The 19995-nt window shown below is 59.4% G+C and carries 16 protein-coding genes and 1 pseudogene; 12 read left to right on the top strand and 5 right to left on the bottom strand.

Translation table 11 applies throughout. The annotated features are described in order from the left end of the window. Positions 1 to 30 precede the first annotated feature (30 nt). Entirely contained in the window at positions 31 to 2151 is a 2121-nt protein-coding gene (gene ppk1 / locus ACVC5H_RS19660) for a polyphosphate kinase 1 (protein WP_489619437.1), read from the bottom strand. Between the two features lie 430 nt (positions 2152 to 2581). On the opposite strand from ppk1, the gene pstS reads away from it, so the two are divergent. The 8 genes from pstS to ACVC5H_RS19620 all read left to right on the top strand — a co-directional run bounded on the left by pstS (position 2582) and on the right by ACVC5H_RS19620 (position 11524). Next, a complete protein-coding gene (gene pstS / locus ACVC5H_RS19655; RefSeq protein ID WP_489619436.1) occupies positions 2582 to 3631 on the top strand; it encodes a phosphate ABC transporter substrate-binding protein PstS in 1050 nt (349 codons plus the stop codon). A 170-nt stretch (positions 3632 to 3801) separates the two neighbouring features. Continuing rightward, positions 3802 to 4812: a phosphate ABC transporter permease subunit PstC gene (gene pstC / locus ACVC5H_RS19650; RefSeq protein ID WP_489622730.1), complete on the top strand. Its 1011-nt coding sequence runs from the start codon at positions 3802 to 3804 to the stop codon at positions 4810 to 4812. After that, positions 4812 to 5708 carry a phosphate ABC transporter permease PstA gene (gene pstA, locus ACVC5H_RS19645; RefSeq protein WP_489619435.1) on the top strand — a complete coding sequence of 299 codons (897 nt, stop codon included), beginning with the start codon at positions 4812 to 4814 and terminating at the stop codon, positions 5706 to 5708. The genes pstC and pstA overlap by 1 nt, the downstream gene beginning before the upstream one ends. Before the next feature lie 35 nt (positions 5709 to 5743). Further along, on the top strand, positions 5744 to 6544 hold the full coding sequence (pstB, locus tag ACVC5H_RS19640) for a phosphate ABC transporter ATP-binding protein PstB (protein WP_489619434.1): 801 nt from the start codon (positions 5744 to 5746) through the stop codon (positions 6542 to 6544). A gap of 180 nt (positions 6545 to 6724) precedes the next feature. Further along, positions 6725 to 7432, top strand: a complete 708-nt coding sequence (gene phoU / locus ACVC5H_RS19635; RefSeq protein ID WP_489619433.1) for a phosphate signaling complex protein PhoU — start codon at positions 6725 to 6727, stop codon at positions 7430 to 7432. A gap of 93 nt (positions 7433 to 7525) precedes the next feature. Further along, positions 7526 to 8203: a response regulator gene (locus ACVC5H_RS19630; RefSeq protein WP_489619432.1), complete on the top strand. Its 678-nt coding sequence runs from the start codon at positions 7526 to 7528 to the stop codon at positions 8201 to 8203. A 90-nt stretch (positions 8204 to 8293) separates the two neighbouring features. Next, positions 8294 to 9604: a phosphate regulon sensor histidine kinase PhoR gene (phoR, locus tag ACVC5H_RS19625; RefSeq protein WP_489619431.1), complete on the top strand. Its 1311-nt coding sequence runs from the start codon at positions 8294 to 8296 to the stop codon at positions 9602 to 9604. A gap of 279 nt (positions 9605 to 9883) precedes the next feature. Beyond that, positions 9884 to 11524, top strand: coding sequence for a methyl-accepting chemotaxis protein (locus ACVC5H_RS19620; protein ID WP_489619430.1), 1641 nt, complete (start codon positions 9884 to 9886; stop codon positions 11522 to 11524). A gap of 118 nt (positions 11525 to 11642) precedes the next feature. On the opposite strand, the gene ACVC5H_RS19615 is transcribed toward ACVC5H_RS19620, so the two are convergent. The 3 genes from ACVC5H_RS19615 to ACVC5H_RS19605 form a co-directional block, all read right to left on the bottom strand. After that, the gene (locus tag ACVC5H_RS19615; RefSeq protein ID WP_489619429.1) at positions 11643 to 12395 is read right to left on the bottom strand and encodes an SDR family NAD(P)-dependent oxidoreductase; all 753 of its coding nucleotides are present in this window, start codon (positions 12393 to 12395) and stop codon (positions 11643 to 11645) included. A 133-nt stretch (positions 12396 to 12528) separates the two neighbouring features. Continuing rightward, positions 12529 to 13374 carry an ureidoglycolate lyase gene (locus tag ACVC5H_RS19610; protein WP_489619428.1) on the bottom strand — a complete coding sequence of 282 codons (846 nt, stop codon included), beginning with the start codon at positions 13372 to 13374 and terminating at the stop codon, positions 12529 to 12531. Between the two features lie 181 nt (positions 13375 to 13555). Beyond that, positions 13556 to 14782: an IS256 family transposase gene (locus ACVC5H_RS19605; protein ID WP_209585377.1), complete on the bottom strand. Its 1227-nt coding sequence runs from the start codon at positions 14780 to 14782 to the stop codon at positions 13556 to 13558. Positions 14783 to 15061: 279 nt separating this feature from the next. On the opposite strand from ACVC5H_RS19605, the pseudogene ACVC5H_RS19600 reads away from it, so the two are divergent. Further along, positions 15062 to 15238 (top strand): annotated as a pseudogene (locus tag ACVC5H_RS19600) (IS256 family transposase); the annotation flags it as partial. An 85-nt stretch (positions 15239 to 15323) separates the two neighbouring features. Here the strand turns inward: ACVC5H_RS19600 and ACVC5H_RS19595 are convergent. Then, positions 15324 to 16220 (bottom strand): M48 family metalloprotease, encoded by an 897-nt coding sequence (locus tag ACVC5H_RS19595; protein WP_489619427.1) that lies wholly within the window; start codon positions 16218 to 16220, stop codon positions 15324 to 15326. Positions 16221 to 16914: 694 nt separating this feature from the next. Here ACVC5H_RS19595 and ACVC5H_RS19590 point away from each other — a divergent pair. The 3 genes from ACVC5H_RS19590 to ACVC5H_RS19580 all read left to right on the top strand — a co-directional run bounded on the left by ACVC5H_RS19590 (position 16915) and on the right by ACVC5H_RS19580 (position 19939). Continuing rightward, positions 16915 to 17499 (top strand): TetR/AcrR family transcriptional regulator, encoded by a 585-nt coding sequence (locus ACVC5H_RS19590; protein WP_489619426.1) that lies wholly within the window; start codon positions 16915 to 16917, stop codon positions 17497 to 17499. A gap of 204 nt (positions 17500 to 17703) precedes the next feature. Next, positions 17704 to 19149 (top strand): DHA2 family efflux MFS transporter permease subunit, encoded by a 1446-nt coding sequence (locus tag ACVC5H_RS19585; RefSeq protein ID WP_489619425.1) that lies wholly within the window; start codon positions 17704 to 17706, stop codon positions 19147 to 19149. Positions 19150 to 19237: 88 nt separating this feature from the next. After that, entirely contained in the window at positions 19238 to 19939 is a 702-nt protein-coding gene (locus tag ACVC5H_RS19580; RefSeq protein WP_489619424.1) for an SDR family oxidoreductase, read from the top strand. Positions 19940 to 19995: the final 56 nt, after the last annotated feature.

Below are 19995 nucleotides of genomic sequence, written 5' to 3'. Positions count from 1 at the left end.
TGGGAAATCAGCAGGCGGCCATGGGCAGGATCACCCTTGCTCTTCGGGTGGCGTGGCCGGAATGCCCAGCGTGGTCATGAGGTGCTGCTGGGCGTTGAAGCTCTGCTGCTTGTTGCGCGCTTTCTTGAGGGTGTAGACACCGTTGACGTCGAGGTGCCAGGCGTTGGTGTTGTCCTTCAGGTAGGGATTGAGTCCTTCGGTCATCACCCGCTTCTTGAGCGACTTGTCCAGTACCGGGAAGGCCACTTCGATGCGGCGGAACAGGTTGCGGTTCATCCAGTCGGCGCTGGCCAGGTAGACGTCGTGCTTGAGGTCGTTGCGGAAGTAATAGATGCGCGAGTGTTCCAGGTAGCGGCCGATGATGGAACGCACCTTGATGTTTTCCGACAGTCCGCGCACCCCCGGCCGCAGCGCGCAGGCGCCGCGCACGATCAGGTCGATCTTGACGCCATCGGCCGAGGCCGCATAGAGCGCGCGGATCACCGATTCATCCAGCAGCGCATTCATCTTGGCGATGATGCGCGCCGGCCGTCCCTCGCGGGCGATCTGGCCCTCGTTGCGGATGGCGCGGATGATTTCCTTCTGCAGCGAGAAGGGCGCCAGCCACAGGTGTGTCAGATTGCGCGGCTTGGTCAGGCTGGTGAGGTGGATGAAGACTTCGTTGACTTCGGCGGTGAGCTCCTGGTTGGAGGTCAACAGGCCAAAGTCGGTATAGAACTTGGTGGTGTTGGGGTGGTAGTTGCCGGTGCCCAGGTGCGCATAGAAGCGCAGGTTCTGGTCCTCGCCACGGCGGATCACCAGCGCCAGCTTGGCGTGCGTCTTCAGGCCGACCACGCCGTAGACCACCTGGGCGCCGGCCTGCTCCAGCTTGACGGCCCAGTTGATGTTGGCTTCTTCGTCGAAGCGCGCCATCAGTTCCACGATCACCGTGACTTCCTTGCCATGCTGGGCGGCGTAGATCAGCGCCTCCATCAGGTCCGAGTTCATGCCGGTGCGGTAGATGGTCTGCTTGATGGCCAGCACGCGCGGATCATGAGCGGCGGTACGGATGAAGTCCACCACCGGCTGGAAGGACTGGAAGGGGTGGTGCAGCAGCACGTCCTTCTTGTCCAGGGCGTCGAAGATGTTTTCGCTGGCCAGCTGCGGTGGCAGGGTGGGCGAGAAGGGCGGGAAGCGCAACTCCGGCTGGTTGACCAGGTTGGCGATCTCGCCCAGGCGCACCATGTTCACCGGCCCTTGTACTGCATACAGGCGGTTGCGCTCGATGTTGAACTGGTTCAGCAGGAACTGCGCCAGGTGTTCCGGGCAATTGGCTGCCACTTCCAGGCGCACCGCCACGCCGAACTGGCGGCTTTGCAATTCGGTCTCCAGCGCCTGGCGCAGGTTCTTGACCTCTTCTTCATCGACCCACAGGTCGCTGTTGCGGGTGACGCGGAATTGCGAATAGGCAGTGATCTCGCGTCCGGGGAACAGGTCCGCGATATGCGCATGGATCACTGAAGAGAGCAGGCAGAACGAAGACTGTCCCTTGGCCGAGAGATGGTCCGGCAGCTTGATCACGCGCGGCAGCACCCGGGGCGCCTTGATGATGACCACCGCCGTGCCGCGCCCGAAGGCATCCTTGCCGGAGAGCTCGATGATGAAATTGAGGCTCTTGTTGTGGACCTGCGGGAAGGGGTGGGCCGGATCCAGGCCGATGGGCGTCAACAGCGGCCGTACGTGCTGCTCGAAATATTGCTTCACCCACGCGCGCTGGGCATCGTTGCGGTCGTCATGGCGCAGCAGGTGGATGCCGTTGGCGGCCAGTTGCGGCAGGATCTCTTCGTTGAGGAGTTCATATTGCCGCGTGACGATGCGGTGGCATTCGGCACTGGTGCGCTCCAGCGCCGCGCGCAGTTCGGGCGGATCGATGTTCTCGCCCTCGATGCGGTTGGCCAGCAGGCTGGCAATGCGCACTTCAAAGAATTCGTCCAGATTGCTGCTGCAAATGCACAGATAGCGCAGGCGCTCCAGCAGGGGCACGCTGTCGTCTTCGGCCTGGGCCAGCACGCGGCGGTTGAAGGCCAGTTGCGACAGTTCACGGTTAAGGTAAATCGTATTGGCAGGAAGTTCAGGTTGGGTACTGCTTTCCGGCTTTGCTTTTCTGGTCATCAATGATTCCTGTCCATCCACTTTGAGCGGGCAGTGTATTTAGGAGGTATGACGAAGTTATGACACCACCTGTGAAGGTTTGTCACATTTCCTCAGTATAAATGCAAAGTCTATATGATGACAAAATCATATTTGTCTGTCGGCAACCTGTCTGTTGCCGACGCCCCCATCGTGACATCAAATTGTCAGGAAAGCCGCTTGGTGGCTGGCTGATGGCTTCTTTGGACCGGTCTTGGAAGGGGCCGGAGAGGGGCAGGGGAAAGGGCCGGAACCGGCCGCCGGCCCGCGTGCGCTCTGGCATGGATGACAAGTTTGGGTCATAAACTCGTCACATTAGCTGGTTAAAGTTCGGCGTGTCTCGAAAGTCATCCCTCCCGATGTGATGTTTCTCGGTGACGATCCTCTCTTCAAAATCATAGGAGTAGCAGAAATGGGTTTTAACCATCTGATCAAGTCTGTTGCAGTCGCAGTGGCCGGCGCCTTCGCCTTCAGCGCTGCCGCGCACGCAGCAGAAATCACCGGCGCTGGCGCCTCCTTCCCGTACCCGGTCTATGCCAAGTGGGCTGAGCTGTACAAGACCGCCACCGGCAACAGCCTGAACTACCAATCCATCGGTTCGGGTGGTGGTATCAAGCAGATCAAGGCCAAGACCGTCGATTTCGGCGCTTCCGACGCCCCGCTGCCGCAAAGCGAACTGGCTGAAGCCGGTCTGACCCAGTTCCCGGCCGTGGTCGGTGGCGTGGTCCCCGTGGTCAACCTGGACGGCGTGACCCCCGGCCAGATCAAGCTGTCGGGCCAGGTCCTGGGCGACATCTATGCTGGCAAGATCACCAAGTGGAACGCACCGGAAATCACCGCCCTGAACCCGGGCGTGAAGCTGCCGGCTGAAGACATCACCGTCGTCTACCGTTCGGACGCATCGGGCACTTCCTACGTGTTCACTTCCTACCTGTCCAAGGCCAATGCCGACTTCAAGGCCAAGATCGGTGCCGGTACTGCCGTCAAGTGGCCCACCGGCGTGGGTGGCAAGGGCAACGAAGGCGTTGCCGCCAACGTGCAGAAGGTCAAGGGCGCCATTGGTTACGTCGAGTACGCCTACGTCAAGAAGAACAAGCTGAACTACACCCAGCTGAAGAACAAGGATGGCAACTTCGTCTCCCCGGACGACACCTCCTTCAAGGCCGCTACCGCCCACGGCGACTGGGCCAAGACTCCTGGTTTCGCTGTTGACTTCACCGACGCTGCCGGCAAGGAATCGTGGCCGATCTCCAGCGCCACCTTCATCCTGCTGCACAAGGAACAGGCTGGCGACGGCGCCAAGGGCAAGGAAGTCCTGAAGTTCTTCGACTGGGCCTACAAGAACGGCGGCAAGGTTGCTGCTGAACTGGACTACGTGCCGCTGCCGGATTCGGTCACCAAGCTGGTGGAAGATTCCTGGAAGAGCAACGTCAAGGACAGCAGCGGCAAGGCCATCTGGTAATTCCAGGCCAAGTCGTGCCGGGCTGAACAGCCCGGCCTAGCAAGCCTCTCCTCCCACGGAGTATTCGGGCCATCGCAGCGAAGACGAGCAACTCTGGAGCACAGAGCATTCGCGGCGATGGCCCGTTTTAATGGTGAATTCAAATGAGCGCTAATTATTCCACCACGGCAATGTCGAATACCGAAATCAAAAAATCCCCGACAGAGACTGAAAGTGCGCAGGTAGCGCGCGAGAAGTTGATGGCCGTCATGCGCCGCCAGCGACTGCAAGATTTCTTCTTCCACAAGATCACCCTGATCTTCGCCCTGTCCGTGCTGCTGATGCTGGGCGGGATCATCGTTTCCCTCATCATCGGTTCCGCGCCCGCCTTCCAGGCCTTCGGCCCGGGCTTCATCACGCGCGTCGAATGGGATCCGACCAATAACGAATTCGGCGCCATGATCGCCATCGTCGGCACCTTGTCGACCTCGATCATTGCCTTGCTGATCGCCTTCCCGGTCAGCTTCGGCATCGCCCTGTTCCTGACCGAAATCTGCCCCGCCAAGCTGCGCCGCCCGCTGGGTACCTGCGTGGAACTGCTGGCCGGCGTGCCCTCCATCATCTACGGCATGTGGGGCCTGTTCGTGTTTGCACCGCTCTTCTCCGAATACGGCCAGCCCTTCCTGAAGGCCACGCTGGGCCAGATCCCGGGCATCGGCGTGCTGTTCTCGGGCCCGACCATGGGTATCGGCATCCTGACAGCCGGCCTGATCCTGTCGGTGATGATCATCCCCTTCATCTCCTCGGTGATGCGCGACGTGTTTGAAGTCGTGCCTGCGGTCCTGAAGGAATCGGCCTATGGCCTGGGCTGCACCCGCTGGGAAGTGGTGCGCAAGGTGGTCCTGCCCTATACCAAGACCGGTGTGGTCGGCGGCGTCATGCTGGGTCTGGGCCGCGCCCTGGGCGAGACCATGGCCGTCACCTTCGTGATCGGCAATTCGCATCGCCTGTCCTGGTCGCTGTTCTCGGCCGGCAACTCGATTGCCTCGACCCTGGCCAATGAAATCGCCGAAGCCTCCAGCAAGCTGCACGTGTCCTCGCTGTTTGCCCTGGGCCTGATCCTGTTCGTCATCACCTTCATCGTTCTGTCCGCCGCCAAGATCATGCTCATGGGCATGACCCGTCGGGAAGGAGCCAAATAATGAGCCAGACCGTACAAGCCGGCACCAACGGCGCCGACCAGGCGCAAGCCATGAATCCCGTCTATCGCAAGCGCCTCATGCAGCATCGCATGGGCATGCTGTTCTCCTTCCTGGCCATGGGCCTGGGCCTGTTCGTGCTGGCCTGGATCCTGCTGACCCTGGTCTTCAAGGGCGTGGCTGCGCTGAACCTGGGCCTGCTGACCGAAAACACGCCCGGTCCGGGCGATGCCGGCGGCGGCCTCCTGAACCCCATCGTCGGTTCCTTGATGATGGTCGGGATCAGTACCATCATCAGCACCCCGATCGGCATCCTGGCCGGCGTCTATCTGGCCGAATACGGCGAGGAAAGCAAGCTGGCCCAGGTGACCCGCTTCGTCACCGACATCATGCTGTCGGCACCGTCGATCGTGATCGGTCTGTTCATCTACGCCATCTACGTGGCCAACGTGAACCACTTCTCGGGCTGGGCCGGTACCTTCGCCATCTCGCTGATTGCCATTCCGGTGGTGGTGCGCACCACTGACAACATGTTGAAACTGGTCCCGAGCGGCCTGCGCGAAGCGGCTTTCGCCCTGGGTGCGCCGCGCTGGAAGGTGGCCATCATCGTGCGCCTGCGTGCCGTCAAGGCAGGTGTGGTGACCGGTGTGCTGCTGGCGGTGGCCCGTATTTCGGGTGAGACCGCGCCGCTGCTGTTCACCGCGCTCAACAACCAGTTCTTCAGCACCAACATGAACCGTCCGATCGCCAACCTGCCGGTGGTGATCAACCAGTTCGCCATGAGCCCGTATGACAACTGGGTCTCGCTGGCATGGGGCGGCGCCCTGCTGATCACCTTCAGCGTGTTGCTGCTCAACGTGCTCTCGCGCACCCTGTTCAAACAACAAATCCCCGGCTAATTCTCCAAGTGACCGACATGACTACTGCTCATCAAATGGCAAGCCACGCTTCGACCGCACCCCACAACGCCGCTGCGACCCAGAAGGCCACGCTGGAAGTTTCGCAACTGAACTTCTACTACGGTGGATTCCAGGGCCTGAAGAACATCAATCTGAACATCTGGGAAGGCAAGGTCACCGCCTTCATCGGCCCCTCGGGCTGCGGCAAGTCCACGCTGCTGCGCACTTTCAACCGCATGTATGACCTGTACCCCGGCCAGCGCGCCGAGGGCAAGATCATCTACGCCGGCAACAATATCCTCGAGCCCGGCCAGGATCTGAACATGCTGCGCGCCAAGGTCGGCATGGTGTTCCAGAAGCCGACCCCGTTCCCGATGTCGGTGTACGACAACATCGCCTTCGGCATCCGGCTGTATGAAAACCTGCCCAAGGGCGAGATGGATGAGCGCGTCGAATGGGCGCTCAACAAGGCCGCCCTGTGGGGTGAAGTCAAGGACAAGCTGAACAAGAGCGGCCTGTCGCTCTCCGGCGGTCAGCAACAGCGCCTGTGTATCGCACGCGGCGTGGCCGTCAAGCCGGAAGTGCTGCTGCTGGACGAACCGACCTCGGCGCTGGACCCGATCTCGACGGCCAAGGTGGAAGAACTGATCGGTGAGCTCAAGAACGACTACACCATCGCCATCGTGACCCACAACATGCAGCAGGCGGCCCGTTGCTCGGACTACACCGCCTACATGTACCTGGGCGAGCTGGTGGAGTTTGGCGAGACCGACCAGATCTTCATGAATCCGGTGCGCAAGGAAACCCAAGACTACATCACCGGCCGCTTTGGGTGATCGAACCGTCGTCTCGGCTACTGCGCGCTCCGATTTCGCGTCTGCGATGCTCGCCGTACCCCAGTACGGCTGCGCTTCTCGACGCGAACTCGAAGCGCTCGCTACGCCGATACGACGATTCCACAGAGTAGTCATTGCACTGTATATATTATTTATAGAATTTCTTTTTAGGGACGTCACATGACCGGCGATCATTCCTCCAAACAGTATGACCAGGATCTGGAGCAGATCCGCTCCAAGGTGCTTGCCATGGGCGGCATGGTGGAACACCAGTTCCAGGACGCGATTGCGGCCTTCCGTAACGGCAACCTCGACGTGGCCCATCGCGTGATGAAGGACGACGAGGCCGTCAACCGCCTCGAAGTCGAACTCGATGACGCCTGCAGCCACCTCATCGTGCGTCGCCAGCCGACCGCCAATGACCTGCGTACCGTCATGGCGACCATCAAGATCATCACCGATCTTGAACGCGTGGGCGATGAGGCGACCAAGATTGCCCGCACCGCCATCCACCTGCACAAGCGCGGTATCGGCCTGGTCTCGCACTACGAAACCGTGAGCCTGATCGCCGAACAGGCCATGGACCAGCTGCGCAGCGCCCTCGACGCCTTCGCCCGCCTCGATGACCAGCAGGCCGCCGAACTGATCAAGCAGGATGAACGCATCGACCACGGTTTCCGCTCCATCACCCGCAGCCTCATCACCTTCATGATGGAAGACCCGCGCACCATCTCCGGTTCCATCGATACCCTGTGGGTGGCCAAGGCCATCGAACGCATCGGCGACCATGCCAAGAACATCGCCGAATACGTGGTCTACGTGGTCGGTGGCAAGGATATCCGCCATACCGACTTCGGTTCGGCCAAGACCACCCAGGAAGAAGACTAAGCACGACGGCACCGGTGGCGGCAAGCGGGGAAGCACTGCCACCACCGGATTGCGGAGGGGAGACCCGCGATACAGCTCAGAAGCATCACTACCATGACCACTATCCTCATCGTCGAAGACGAACCCTCCATCGCCGAACTGATTGCCTTCACCCTGAAAGAGGCCGGCTGGTCCAGCTTCGTCGTCACCAATGCCGCCGCTGCCTGGGATTTCGTTCAGCATCGCGCACCGCAACTGGTGCTGCTGGACTGGATGCTGCCCGACCGCAGCGGCCTGCACCTGCTCTCGCGCATCCGCGCCGACCGCCAGTTGCAGCAACTCTCGGTCATCATGCTCACCGCCAAGAGCATGGAAGAAGACAAGATCGCCGGTCTCGACAACGGCGCCGACGACTACATCACCAAGCCCTTTTCGCCGCGCGAACTGACCGCGCGCATCAAGGCGCTGCTGCGCCGCAAGAGCCCCGAGCATGCGCAGGAAGTGATGTCGGCCGGCCCCGTCACGCTGGACCCGGCCAGCTGCTCGGTGAGCCTGGCAGGGGTGCGCATCGATATCGGCCATGCCGAATACAAACTCCTGAAGTTCTTCCTGGCCCATCCCGACCGCGTGTTTTCGCGCAGCCAGTTGCTCGACCGCGTGTGGGGCGACCATGTAGTGATCGAAGAGCGCACCGTGGACGTCCACGTGCTGCGCCTGCGCAAGGCCCTGCGCGATGCCGAGCACCTCATCAAGACGGTACGCAGCGTCGGCTATATGCTCTCGACCAAATAAGATCAAAGACCAAACCAGCCCGCGTCAGTCATAATCAGGACAATTACAAATCCGGCGCGCGGGCGCTTCCAAGATTTATCTGTCAAATCAATGAGTCCACAACTTTTGTTCTGGATTCCTGCTGTATTGCGCCTGGTGTTATGCCTGGCCGGAGCGGGAGTCGTCGGTTTCTTCTTTGGTCCCATCATCGGCTTGGTCACCGCAGTGCTGGGGGTGGGCGCGATGATGATTACGCACCTGCATTACCTGCTGCGCCTGTCCACCTGGCTGGATGATTCCGGCCAGTCGCGCCTGCCCGATGGCTGGGGCGCCTGGACCGACGTCTATGCGCGCCTGTATCGCATGCGCCGCGACGATGAAAGGAACCAGGCTGAACTGGCCGAGTGGCTGGCACGCTTCCGCCAGGCCATGAGCCTCTTGCCCGATGGCGTGGTCATCATGGATGACGTGCTGTTCCTGGAGTGGTGCAACCCGGCCGCGCAGTCGCACCTGGGCCTGAAGCTGGATCGCGACAAGGGCATGCGGGTCACCAACCTGATCCGCAATCCGGCCTTCATCGACTACATCATCCTGGGCCGTTACGAGCAGCCGCTCACGCTGGCCCTGCATGAACGCAAGCTGATCATCCAGATCATCCCCTTCGAGAACCGGCGCCAGATCCTGGTGACCCACGACGTCACCGAATCCCAGCGCATCGACATGATGCGCCGTGATTTCGTGGCCAATGCCTCGCATGAACTGCGCACGCCACTGACCGTCATCAACGGTTTCCTGGAAATCGCCCTGGCCCAGCCCAACCTCGAAGAATCCACCCGCATGGGGCACCTGAAGCTGATGACCGAGCAGGGCCAGCGTATGCAGAACCTGATCGACGACATGCTCACGCTGACCCGCCTCGAATCGATCGACTATCCCTTGCGCTCTGAAGTGCTGCGCGTGCGTCCCCTGCTGGAACGCATCGCCGAGGAAGGCCGTGCCCTGTCGGCGGGCAAGCACGACATCCGCCTCGTCGTTGATGGGCCCGATCTGAAGGGCAATGCCGACGAACTGCGCAGCGCCTTCACCAACCTGGTCACCAATGCGGTGCGCTACACCCCGGAAGGCGGCACCATCACCCTGCGCTGGGAGAGCGACGAGCAGGGTGCGCATTTTTCGGTGCAGGATACCGGCATCGGCATCAGCCCCGAGCACATCTCGCGCCTGACCGAGCGCTTCTACCGCGTCGACAAGAGCCGTTCGCGCGAGACCCAGGGCACCGGCCTGGGCCTGGCCATCGTGCGCCACGTGCTGCTGCGCCACCATGCCACGCTGGACATCGCCTCGGTCCCCGACCACGGCAGCACCTTTACCGTCAACTTCCCGGCGACCCAGACCATTGCCGATTATGCTGCGCAGCAATAAACGGGGTCAGTGGATCAAAAGAAATGAAACGAAATTAAAAGGATGCTTCGGCATCCTTTTTTTCTGTTTGAATCGGCTGAGGGGGCGTACCATGGGGCGGTCATTCTGTATTGTCGCGCTGTCGGGCAGCCCCCCACAATCACCTTGCTGACAGCCCGGTGTCAGGAAAACCCTGATCGCGCCGCAGCGATATTGGCCGCACCATGAAGTCCGAGCGCCGCATACCGGTCCGCGCCCTGGCCCGGTTTTCCCCTCCACCTACCGCGCAAAGAGAAAACCATGAGCTATTTCGCCGACATGAAGATAGGCCGCCGTCTGGGCCTGGGTTTTGCCGTCATCCTGGCTGCGGCCAGCATCGTGGTGGCCCTCTCGATCTGGCGACTGCAAGGCATTGCCGAAGCCACCAACGAAATGATGCACGAGCCGCTGACCAAGGAGCGTCTGGTCTCCGACTGGTACCGCACCATCCACACCAGCGTGCGCCGCACCACGGCCATCGCCAAGAGCGCCGATCCCAGCCTGGCGGCCTTCTTCGCTGCGGACGCTGCCGATGCCAGCCGCATGTCCACCACGCAACAGAAGGCCATTGAAGCCCTGATCGAGTCGCCCGAAGAGAAAGCCGTCTTCGCCAAGCTGGGCGAGGTGCGCAAGGATTACATCAAGTACCGCGATGCAATCTCCAAGGCCAAGGCCGATGGCCAGCCCGAGGAAGCCGCCAAGATCCTGGCCGGTCCCTTTGACGTGGCCGCCAAGGGCTATCTCGATCTGCTGCAGCAGTTGCTCGACCTGCAGCGCGCCAACATCGACCAGGTGGCCGCCCATATCCAGACGGTTTACCACGAAAGCCGCAACCTCATGATCGGCCTGGCCATCCTGCAGGTGCTGCTGGGCTGGTTGTTTGCCCGCAGCCTGGCACTGGGCATCACGCGTCCGCTCGAACAGGCCGTCACGGTGGCCGAGGCGGTCGCTGCCGGAGACCTGACCACCCGCGTTGATGAACGCCTGGCTGCGCGCCGCGATGAAACCGGCAAGCTCATGCACGCTCTGCATGCCATGACCGTCAACCTGGCGCGCATCGTCGGCCAGGTGCGCAGCGGGACTGACGCCATCACCACGGCCTCGCGCGAGATCGCTACCGGCAACATGGACCTCTCGGCCCGTACCGAACGCCAGGCCGGCGCCCTGGAAGAAACTGCCTCGGCCATGGAAGAACTGACCTCCACCGTGGCCCAGAACGCCGACAACGCCCGCCAGGCCAACCAGCTGGCCGCCTCCGCCTCGTCGGTGGCGCAGCAGGGCGGGGAAGTGGTGTCGCAGGTCATTTCCACCATGGGCTCGATCAATGAATCCTCGCGCAAGATCGTCGACATCATCAGCGTCATCGATGGCATTGCCTTCCAGACCAACATCCTGGCCTTGAACGCCGCCGTGGAAGCCGCCCGTGCCGGTGAGCAGGGCAGGGGCTTTGCGGTGGTGGCGTCGGAGGTACGCTCGCTGGCCCAGCGCTCGGCCTCGGCGGCCAAGGAAATCAAGACCCTGATCGATGACTCGGTGGCCAAGGTCGGCTCCGGCAGCGAACTGGTCGGCCGCGCCGGCACCACCATGGATGAAGTGGTGTCCAGCGTGCGCCACGTCGCCGACATCGTGGCCGAGATCACCGCTGCCAGCAGCGAGCAGAGCGACGGCATCAGCCAGGTCAACCTGGCCATCACCGACATGGACCAGACCACCCAGCAGAACGCCGCCTTGGTCGAAGAGGCCGCTGCCGCTGCCGAGGCCATGCAGGATCAGGCCGCCCGCCTGTCCGAGGTGGTCAGCCAGTTCAAGGTGCTGGCCCAGGACCAGATGGCCTATGCCAGCGTCGATGTGGCCGGCCGCGCGCCGGTGGACATCACCCCGCCGCGCCCCGCCTTGCACTGAATCTGACGCCGCAAAAAAAGAACCCGCCATTCATTTCATGGCGGGTTCCTTGTTTTGGGCAGGCCGCCATCACGGTGGCTTGCGGCACAGGTGAAACAATCTGCTTCACACCGCGCCCTCAGTACGTTGCCCGACCACCTGACAGGTCGAACACCGAAGCCGTCGTGAAGGAATTTTCCTCCGAGACCAGCCACGCCACCATCGCCGCCAGCTCTTCCACCTTCACGAAGCGCGCCCGTGGAATCTTGGAGAGCATGTAGTCGATGTGCGCCTGGGTGCATTGCTCCAGGATGCGCGTCTGCGCCGCCGCCGGGGTGATGGCGTTGACGGCGATGTTGCGGGTCGCGGTTTCCTTGCCCAGGCTCTTGGTGAGGGCGATCATGCCGGCCTTGGCCGCGCTGTAGGCCGAGGCGGTCGGATTGCCCTCCTTGCCGGCGATGGAAGCGATGTTGACGATGCGGCCGTAGTTCTGCGCGATCATGCGCTGGACCACCACCTGGTTGACGTAGAAGGCGCCGTTGAGGTCGATGTCGATCACGCGGCGCCATTCTTCCGGCGAATAGTCCGCCACCGGATTGTTCTGCCCGGCGATACCGGCGCTGTGCACCAGGATGTCGATGGATTGGGTCAGCTTCTCGGTGGCCTCGATGGCTTGCTGCACGTCGGCCTGGCTGGCGATGTCGACCCTGATGGTCTCGACGTTGCCCAGCGCTTCGAGTTTGCTGCGGGCTTGCGCCAGTGCCTGTTCGTCCATGTCCCACAGTACGACCTTGGCCTTGCCCTGCAGCAGGCGTTCGGCCACGGCATAGCCGAAGCCCTGCGCACCGCCGGTGATGATGGCGCTGCGGCCCTGGAAATCATAGTGATTCATCGTGTCTTCTCCTTCCCGGTGTCGGTCATTGGATGGCGCGCACGGCATGCGCGCGCCTCGTCGTTCTTTTTATTGGGGATGCTGCCGCGCTGCCGTGACGGCAGCGCGGTGGTGACGCGCAGACCTGAGTGGATCAGGCGTCGATGGTCTTCTGCTGCTGTTCGCCCAGGCCGTCGATGCCCAGGCGCATGGTCTGGCCGGCGCGCAGGTAGATCGCTTCCGGCTTGACGCCCATGCCCACGCCCGGGGGCGTGCCGGTGGAGATGACGTCGCCCGGCTGCAGGCTCATGAAGCGCGAGAGGTAGGAAACGATATGGGCCACGCCGAAGATCATGGTGCTGGTGTTACCGTTCTGGTAGCGCTTGCCATCCACTTCCAGCCACATGCCCAGCTTTTGCGGATCGGCGATTTCGTCGCGGGTGACCAGCCAGGGGCCGATGGGGCCGAAGGTATCGCAGCCCTTGCCCTTGTCCCACGTACCGCCGCGTTCGATCTGGTATTCGCGTTCGGAGACGTCGTTGACCACGCAATAGCCGGCCACGTGCGACATCGCATCCTTCTCGTCGATGTAGCTGCCGCCCTTGCCGATGACCACGCCCAGTTCCACTTCCCAGTCGGTCTTCTTGGAGCCGCGCGGGATCTTCACGTCGTCATTGGGACCGACCACGGCCGAAGTCCACTTGTTGAACACCACCGGTTCGGCGGGGATGGGCAGGTTGGATTCGGCGGCGTGGTCAGCGTAGTTCAGGCCGATGCAGATGAACTTGCCGATATTGCCCACGCAGGCGCCGATGCGCGGCGACCCTTCGACGGCCGGCAGGCTTTCCAGGTCCAGCTTGCGCAGTTTGTCCAGCGATGCGTCATCGAGCACGGCGCCGTTGACGTCCTTGATGTAGGCCGACAGGTCGCGGATCTTGCCGGATTGGTCGAGGATGCCGGGCTTTTCCTGCCCTGCCGGGCCGTAACGCAGTAATTTCATCGTGATTCCTTTGGGAAAGTTGTCGTCTCTATGTGGGCCTTGGCGCGCTGCCGGCTTGTTGAGGGCGTGCAGGCGCGGGCTTGTGTCATTTTGCGAAATTGGATATTACCAGTTTATTGGTAAGACCAATAGGTGGCCGGAATGGGGGCGTGTCCGAATTTTTGTGTAAACGGGATTTCGTTTAATTCATAGAGATACGTTCACCGAACTGGATAGTAAACCGAGTCAGTGCAGCTTTCCAATCTCGGATGGGCAGCGTCCACTTTTTACTGATGTTGCGCAGGGCCAGGAAGAAGAGTTTAATCAGCGCCTCATCGCTGGGGAACGAGCCCCGGTTCTTAGTCAGCTTGCGCAAACTCATGTTGACTGACTCGATGGCATTGGTCGTATAGATGACCTTTCGAATCTCTGGTGGGAAGTCGAAGAACGGAATCAGACGTGGCCAGTTGCGCCGCCAGGATTGGCCGATAGGCAGATACTCTGCATCCCATTTCTCTTCGAATTCACCGAGTCGGAGTTCGGCCTCTTCGGCGGTTGCCGACTGGTAAATCAATCGTAGGTCAGCCGCCACCTCCGGACGTCGTTTCCATGAGACGTAATTCAAGCTATGCCGGACCATGTGGACGATACACAGCTGCACCGTGGTCTTCGGGAACACAGCTTCGATGGCATCCGGGAAGCCCTTCAAGCCGTCAACGCAAGCGATGAAGATATCTTGCACACCCCGATTACGCAGCTCAGTGACAACCTGTAGCCAGAACTTGGCGCCTTCCGTTTGCGCTAGCCACAGTCCCAACACCTCCTTCTCACCGTCCATGGTGATGCCGATGGCCAGGTAGACGGCTTTTACTCGCACCGTTCCTTCACGCACTTTGACATGGATACAGTCCAGATAAACGATGGGATAAATTGGATTCAATGGCCTGGCTTGCCAGGCTTTGACTTCATCGACAACGGCGTCAGTGACCGATGAAATCAGGCTGGGTGACACCTCGGTTCCATACATCTCTTCCAGGTGCGCCTGAATCTCTCTTACTGTCATGCCACGGGCATACAGCGAAATAATCTTGTCGTCGAAGCCGGCCCAGCGCGTCTGATGCTTGGTTACCAGCTTCGGTTCGAAGCTGCCATGACGGTCCCGAGGAACTTCGATTGGCAACTCGCCAAATTCGCCCTTGAGCGTCTTGCGACTCTTGCCGTTTCGGGTATTGCCCGACTCATTGGCTACGCTCCCGTGCTTCTCATGGCCCAGGTGCTCGCTCAGTTCGGCTTCCAGGGCTCGCTCCACCACCAGCTTGGTGAGATGCTTCAACAGGCCTTCTTCACCTATTAAATCTTCGGGATTCTTGTAATTGGCTAGCAATCCAGCCAGTAATTCTTCTGGTACGTCGTGTTTCTTTTTGCTCATTGTGGCTCCGGACAAGGCGACAGTTTCCTGCCAATAGTCCGTTTACACAAAATTATGTACAGGCCCGTTATCGGCTCTTTCACTCAAGGGTTCGGTCACCCCATTTGAGTTTCTTCAGCCAAACGACATAACCGACGCAGCCGCCATGACCCCTCAGGATAGATAATGTCGATATACAGGTGTACGCCAGGAATTCCTTTGGATGCTGTTGTCTTGTTTAGCTGGTACCAGTTCTTTGATACGCTGCGGCGACTAAGTGGCCGCGCAATACCGACGGAGAGTTTGCGCAAGCTGGCTAAGAACCGGGGCTCGTTCCCCAGCGATGAGGCGCTGATTAAACTCTTCTTCCTGGCCCTGCGCATCATCAGTAAAAAGTGGACGCTCCCCATCCGAGATTGGAAAGCTGCACTGACTCGGTTTACTAGCCAGTTCGGTGAACGTATTTCTATGAATTAAACGAAACCCCGTTTACACAAAAATTCGGACACGCCCGGATGAGAACGAAAAAAATGGACCACTTGCATGGTCCATTTTTCTTAGATCAGTTACTGCTAAGGCTGTCCTGAAAATCAACATTGCTTAGCGATTTCTGTTGTAGTAGTCGGAGTCTCCTTTTTCGTTCCTTTAGGGGGGGGTGGGAGTCAAAGAAGCCGTGTCCTTCGCGCTGGTCATCCGGAAGAACATTCAAACCGATCAGCATCATCTCGGGTGAGGTTAGCTCTGCACCTCCGGCATCTGCAGCAAATTCCCTGCTTCTACTATAAGTGGCGGCGACATGGCGCAGTAGGTGCGTCAAAGCCCATGAGCCCACAATCGCCGCGAAGGCCGGCCAGATGACTCTAAAAATTGGCCGCAATACGTCTAAGTGTGTTGAAAGGGTACCTGGCCCGTTAATAAACGCGAGACCGATGATGATCAGTCCTAGGAAAAGAAGCGGCCATTTGAAGCTGGCCAATACAGATTTAGCCAGCATTGCGAGGATTCTTGGAATGAATTCCAAAGAAGCATGGAATGCCAGAATAAAAAGTTTGTTCCGTGAATCGCCATTCTTTACGTGTGCGACCTCGTGAGCTGCGATTGCATAGAGTTCGTCTGATGAGGCACGTGCTATGAGTGCGGATGAAAAGGCAACGACGGCTTTCTTTCCGGTAATTGAACTGATGGCGAATGCGTTGAGATCTGTTGATGGATATATGCCAACCTGAATGTCTGCAGAGATTCCAGTTAACAAAGGGGCAATGAATTTCTTAAGCTCGGTATCGGCACGAAATTTGTTTGCCGCGAGGGTGTTTTTGAGGTCATCAATAGTGAAAAATTTTATTAATGCGAGGGCAGGTAAGAATAAAAAGGCTGTTATACGAGCCGCTACATCGTGCAATTGACCGGGAGCTGTTTGGCTCATGAAGATGAATGCCAATGCCCACATCACAATGGTCATGATTACGCTGTACTTCGCTATACGTGCATAAAATATCGACACAAGCTTCGCTCCTGTTAGTGAATGATGTTGAGTTGCATCGAAAACTGCCCCACTTGCCTCTGAAATTTGCATCCTAAGTTGACCCATGTTTAGACCACAATCCTGCTCATCACAGCGAGCGGGAGAACGGAGTGATAGACGTGGCCCTACTTGGAATTATTCGACGCTGGTACATCCGGGATCGCATTTCGATCAGAGAGATTGCACGCCGGCTGGACATCTCCCGCTACACGGCTCGCCGCTACATTCGATCTCACGCGATCGAGCCGTCCTATCCCACCAGGCGCTCTACGAGCGCCTTCGACCCATTCGCGCCTCGGCTATCAACAGGCTTGCCCGCAATAGTTCGAGACCACTGGCGATAATTTGTTGTTGCAATAGGGAAATTTAATTGTAAATTATAAGTGGAGCTCTTTTCAACTTTTTAACGGCCAGAATCGATGCAAGCCGCCGCGCTAACCTATTGATTTTTATAGGTCGATTTTCAACTCATAATTCTCAAGCACACTTGAATTATCTGGCGCCGGTACATCAGCGGCCATCTCTGCGTCCGGGAAATCGTCGCCAGTTGGACATCTCCAGCAATGCCTTTATTCGGTATATGCGGTGTGCTTGACGTCGCCTGCATGACGGGGATAATATGACGGCCATCATGCAAACCAAGCTGACCCGCAAACAGATTAGCCACGACCGTATCGTCGATGTCGCCTCGCGCGCCATCCGGCGAGCGGGGACCAATGGGGTCGGCGTGGCTGACATCATGAGCGAAGCTGGCCTCACCCATGGCGGCTTCTATGCCCATTTCGAATCGCGCAGCGCGTTGGTGAGCGAAGCGATGCAGCATGCATGGCAAGACACGTCGCATGCGTTGACCAACGCCGTGGCACGGCGGGTGGCGGGTGGCGAAAGTCATTTCGCCGCGCTGGTGAATTCATACCTGAGTGAGAGTCATCTGGAGAAAGTCGAACGCGGTTGCGTGATTGCAGCCCTGTCTTCCGAGATGACCCGTCTGGAGGATGCCGCTCGCGGTGATGCCAGGCGGCTCGTCGCCCAGTTGATCGAGCTGGTGCGTTCATGCTTGCCGCCCGGCTGCGATCCGGATACAGGCGCAGTCATCGCCTCCACCATGGTAGGTGCATTGCAATTGGCGCGGGCATTGGGAGGCAAGCAGGGCGGTGATTTACTGGCCCTTGCCCGAGAGCAGTTGATCATGCAGCACGATCCGGTTTTTGGTTGATCCGTCGGCCGCATGTTGCCGACGCAGTAATTTTGCTTAAAAATATGACGGTCATCATAAATATATGCATCATGAAAGTTGCGGCCTTACCGCCTTGATGACCTGACCCGACACCTTGTTGGCAATGTGCCCGTGGTACTCCCCCGGACTTGAATCTGCCAAAAAGACCGCCTTGAAGCCGAACAACGATCAGGAACTACGTAGATGACGATCATGACTGGACAGGGAACTCCCATTCCCGCGAGTGCCGCGAAATCACCCTGGCCGGTATTCTGGGTGGTCAGCACGGCGGTGTTTCTTGTCTCCATGGATGGCACGATGCTGTTCGCCGCGTTCAGTTCATTGCGGGCAGGATTTCCATCCGCTACCGCAGCGGACCTGTCATGGGTACTCAATGCCTATACGGTGGTCTATGCCGCCATGCTGATCCCATCGGGTGGATTGGCGGACAAGCATGGGCGCAAGAAAGTATTTTTAGCAGGCGTTACGCTTTTCCTGGTTTCCTCGGTGTCCTGCGGGCTGGCACCGGCCGTGGAATGGCTGGTCTTCGCGCGCGCTATTCAGGCCATCGGCGCAGCTCTGCTTACCCCAGCTTCGCTGTCGTTGTTGCTGGCTGCATTTCCAGGTCACCGGCGTGCCTTGGCGGTCAGTTTATGGGGAGCAGTGGGCGGCTTGGCTGCGGCGGTCGGCCCCAGCATCGGTTCGTTCGTCATCGCCGCACTTGGCTGGCAATGGGCGTTCTATCTGAACCTGCCCTTGGGAATCATTTCCATATGGCGCGGTATCGCCGTGTTGACGGAATCCAGCAAGGTAACGACGAGACGCTCCCTGGATCTTGTCGGCATGGCTCTGCTGGTCATTGGAATCGGAAGTGTTGCGCTATCCGTCGTCCAGGCTGATTCGCCCGACTGGACAAGGCAGGAGCTGGTGACCGCTGCAGGGATTGGATTGGCAAGCATGGCCGGATTTATCGCATGGGCGAGGTTCATGCCAGAGCCCCTGGTGGACTTGCAGTTGTTCAGGAACGTCACCTACCGCTATGTCAATCTCGCGACCTTCACCTTCGGTATCGCCTTTTCAATGATGTTTTTCGCCTTCTTTTTCTACATGAATGCGATCTGGAAATATCCATTGCCACTGGCGGGCATCGCAATGGCACCCGGACCGCTGATGGTCATTCCAACAGCGGCGCTCTCCGGACGGGTGGCCAGCAAGCGTGGACACCGCCCCTTGCTGATGACCGGATGCCTTGTCTATGCGGCCAGTGCGGTCTGGTTCTTGTCCGTCCCTGGTGTGGAGCCAGCGTACCTGACTCAGTGGTTGCCAGGAATGCTGCTCAGTGGCGTCGGGGTTGGTATGGTCATGCCGTCATTGGCCGGGGCGGCGGTCAGTTACCTGCCGGCCGAGCATTACGCGGTAGGCAGCGCCATCAACCAGGCGATACGCCAGATTGGCTCTGTCATGGGCGTTGCCTTGACCGTGCTGCTGCTTGGCGCAGCCACCTTGCAGCGCTCTGACTTCACGGGGATCTACTTCTGTCACATGGTTCTGGCATTGATTACCGCAGTACTCTGCTTGCCGGTGAGCACGTCTCCCGCCGCCCTTGCCAGATTCCACGCGTTACGGAAAAGTCCTGACCAGCCAGTTTGAATCTCTTTCCCCGTTGAGTCTGTCCGTTGTGTTGCCGACAGCCTCGTTTTCCATCGAAATATGATGTATATAATAATTTAGGTGTCCCATGAAGATTGCTGATTCCACCGTTCTTGTTACCGGCGCCAATCGTGGCATCGGTCTGGCATTCGCCAAGGCTTTCCTTGCCCGTGGCGCACGCAAGGTCTACGCGGGCGCGCGCGATCCTTCAAGCATTGCCTTGCCAGGGGTCGAGCCGCTGAAGCTCGACGTGACTTCACCAGGGGATGTTGAGGCTGCCGCGCGCGTGGCGAGCGACGTAAGCATCGTCGTGAACAACGCGGGCATTGCGGCACTTGGTGGTTTCCTTGTTGAAGATGCCGAAGCGTTGCTTCGCCGTCACTTTGAGACCAATGTCTTCGGTGTGCTGCGCGTGAGCCGTGCCTTCGCGCCCGCCCTCGCGCGCAATGGCGGTGGGGCGCTGCTGAACGTGGCATCGATCGGAAGCTGGCTGAGTGCGCCGATGCTGGCTACCTATGCCACGTCCAAGGCGGCTCTCTGGAGCATGAGCAATGGTTTGCGCAACGAGCTGCGCGAGCAGGGCACACAGGTGATGAGCCTGCATATGGGCTTCGTCGATACGGATCTCACCAAGGGACTGGATGCCCAGAAATCATCTCCGGAAGTGATTGTGGAATACGCACTGGATGCGCTCGAGGCTGGAGCGGAGGAAGCCCTTGCCGATGAGCTTACCCGGCAAGTGCATGGAGGTTTGTCGGCTGAGCAACCGATTTACCTGAAGCAACGTTGAAATTGGATGGGCTCCTTCGCACGACAAAATCAACATGAATCCATGTTGGACAAAAC

It is taken from the genome of Herbaspirillum sp. Her3 (assembly GCF_057961275.1).
Note: the sequence above shows the minus strand (reverse complement) of the source record. Positions and strands in the feature narration are given on the sequence as shown.

Bases quoted from the DNA above. Each gene is read 5' to 3' on its own strand.
- ppk1 (WP_489619437.1), bottom strand. From the start codon at position 2,151: ATGACCAGAAAAGCAAAGCCGGAAAGCAGTACCCAACCTGAACTTCCT.
- pstS (WP_489619436.1), top strand. From the start codon at position 2,582: ATGGGTTTTAACCATCTGATCAAGTCTGTTGCAGTCGCAGTGGCCGGC.
- pstC (WP_489622730.1), top strand. From the start codon at position 3,802: ATGTCGAATACCGAAATCAAAAAATCCCCGACAGAGACTGAAAGTGCG.
- pstA (WP_489619435.1), top strand. From the start codon at position 4,812: ATGAGCCAGACCGTACAAGCCGGCACCAACGGCGCCGACCAGGCGCAA.
- pstB (WP_489619434.1), top strand. From the start codon at position 5,744: ATGGCAAGCCACGCTTCGACCGCACCCCACAACGCCGCTGCGACCCAG.
- phoU (WP_489619433.1), top strand. From the start codon at position 6,725: ATGACCGGCGATCATTCCTCCAAACAGTATGACCAGGATCTGGAGCAG.
- ACVC5H_RS19630 (WP_489619432.1), top strand. From the start codon at position 7,526: ATGACCACTATCCTCATCGTCGAAGACGAACCCTCCATCGCCGAACTG.
- phoR (WP_489619431.1), top strand. From the start codon at position 8,294: ATGAGTCCACAACTTTTGTTCTGGATTCCTGCTGTATTGCGCCTGGTG.
- ACVC5H_RS19620 (WP_489619430.1), top strand. From the start codon at position 9,884: ATGAGCTATTTCGCCGACATGAAGATAGGCCGCCGTCTGGGCCTGGGT.
- ACVC5H_RS19615 (WP_489619429.1), bottom strand. From the start codon at position 12,395: ATGAATCACTATGATTTCCAGGGCCGCAGCGCCATCATCACCGGCGGT.
- ACVC5H_RS19610 (WP_489619428.1), bottom strand. From the start codon at position 13,374: ATGAAATTACTGCGTTACGGCCCGGCAGGGCAGGAAAAGCCCGGCATC.
- ACVC5H_RS19605 (WP_209585377.1), bottom strand. From the start codon at position 14,782: ATGAGCAAAAAGAAACACGACGTACCAGAAGAATTACTGGCTGGATTG.
- ACVC5H_RS19595 (WP_489619427.1), bottom strand. From the start codon at position 16,220: ATGACCATTGTGATGTGGGCATTGGCATTCATCTTCATGAGCCAAACA.
- ACVC5H_RS19590 (WP_489619426.1), top strand. From the start codon at position 16,915: ATGCAAACCAAGCTGACCCGCAAACAGATTAGCCACGACCGTATCGTC.
- ACVC5H_RS19585 (WP_489619425.1), top strand. From the start codon at position 17,704: ATGACGATCATGACTGGACAGGGAACTCCCATTCCCGCGAGTGCCGCG.
- ACVC5H_RS19580 (WP_489619424.1), top strand. From the start codon at position 19,238: ATGAAGATTGCTGATTCCACCGTTCTTGTTACCGGCGCCAATCGTGGC.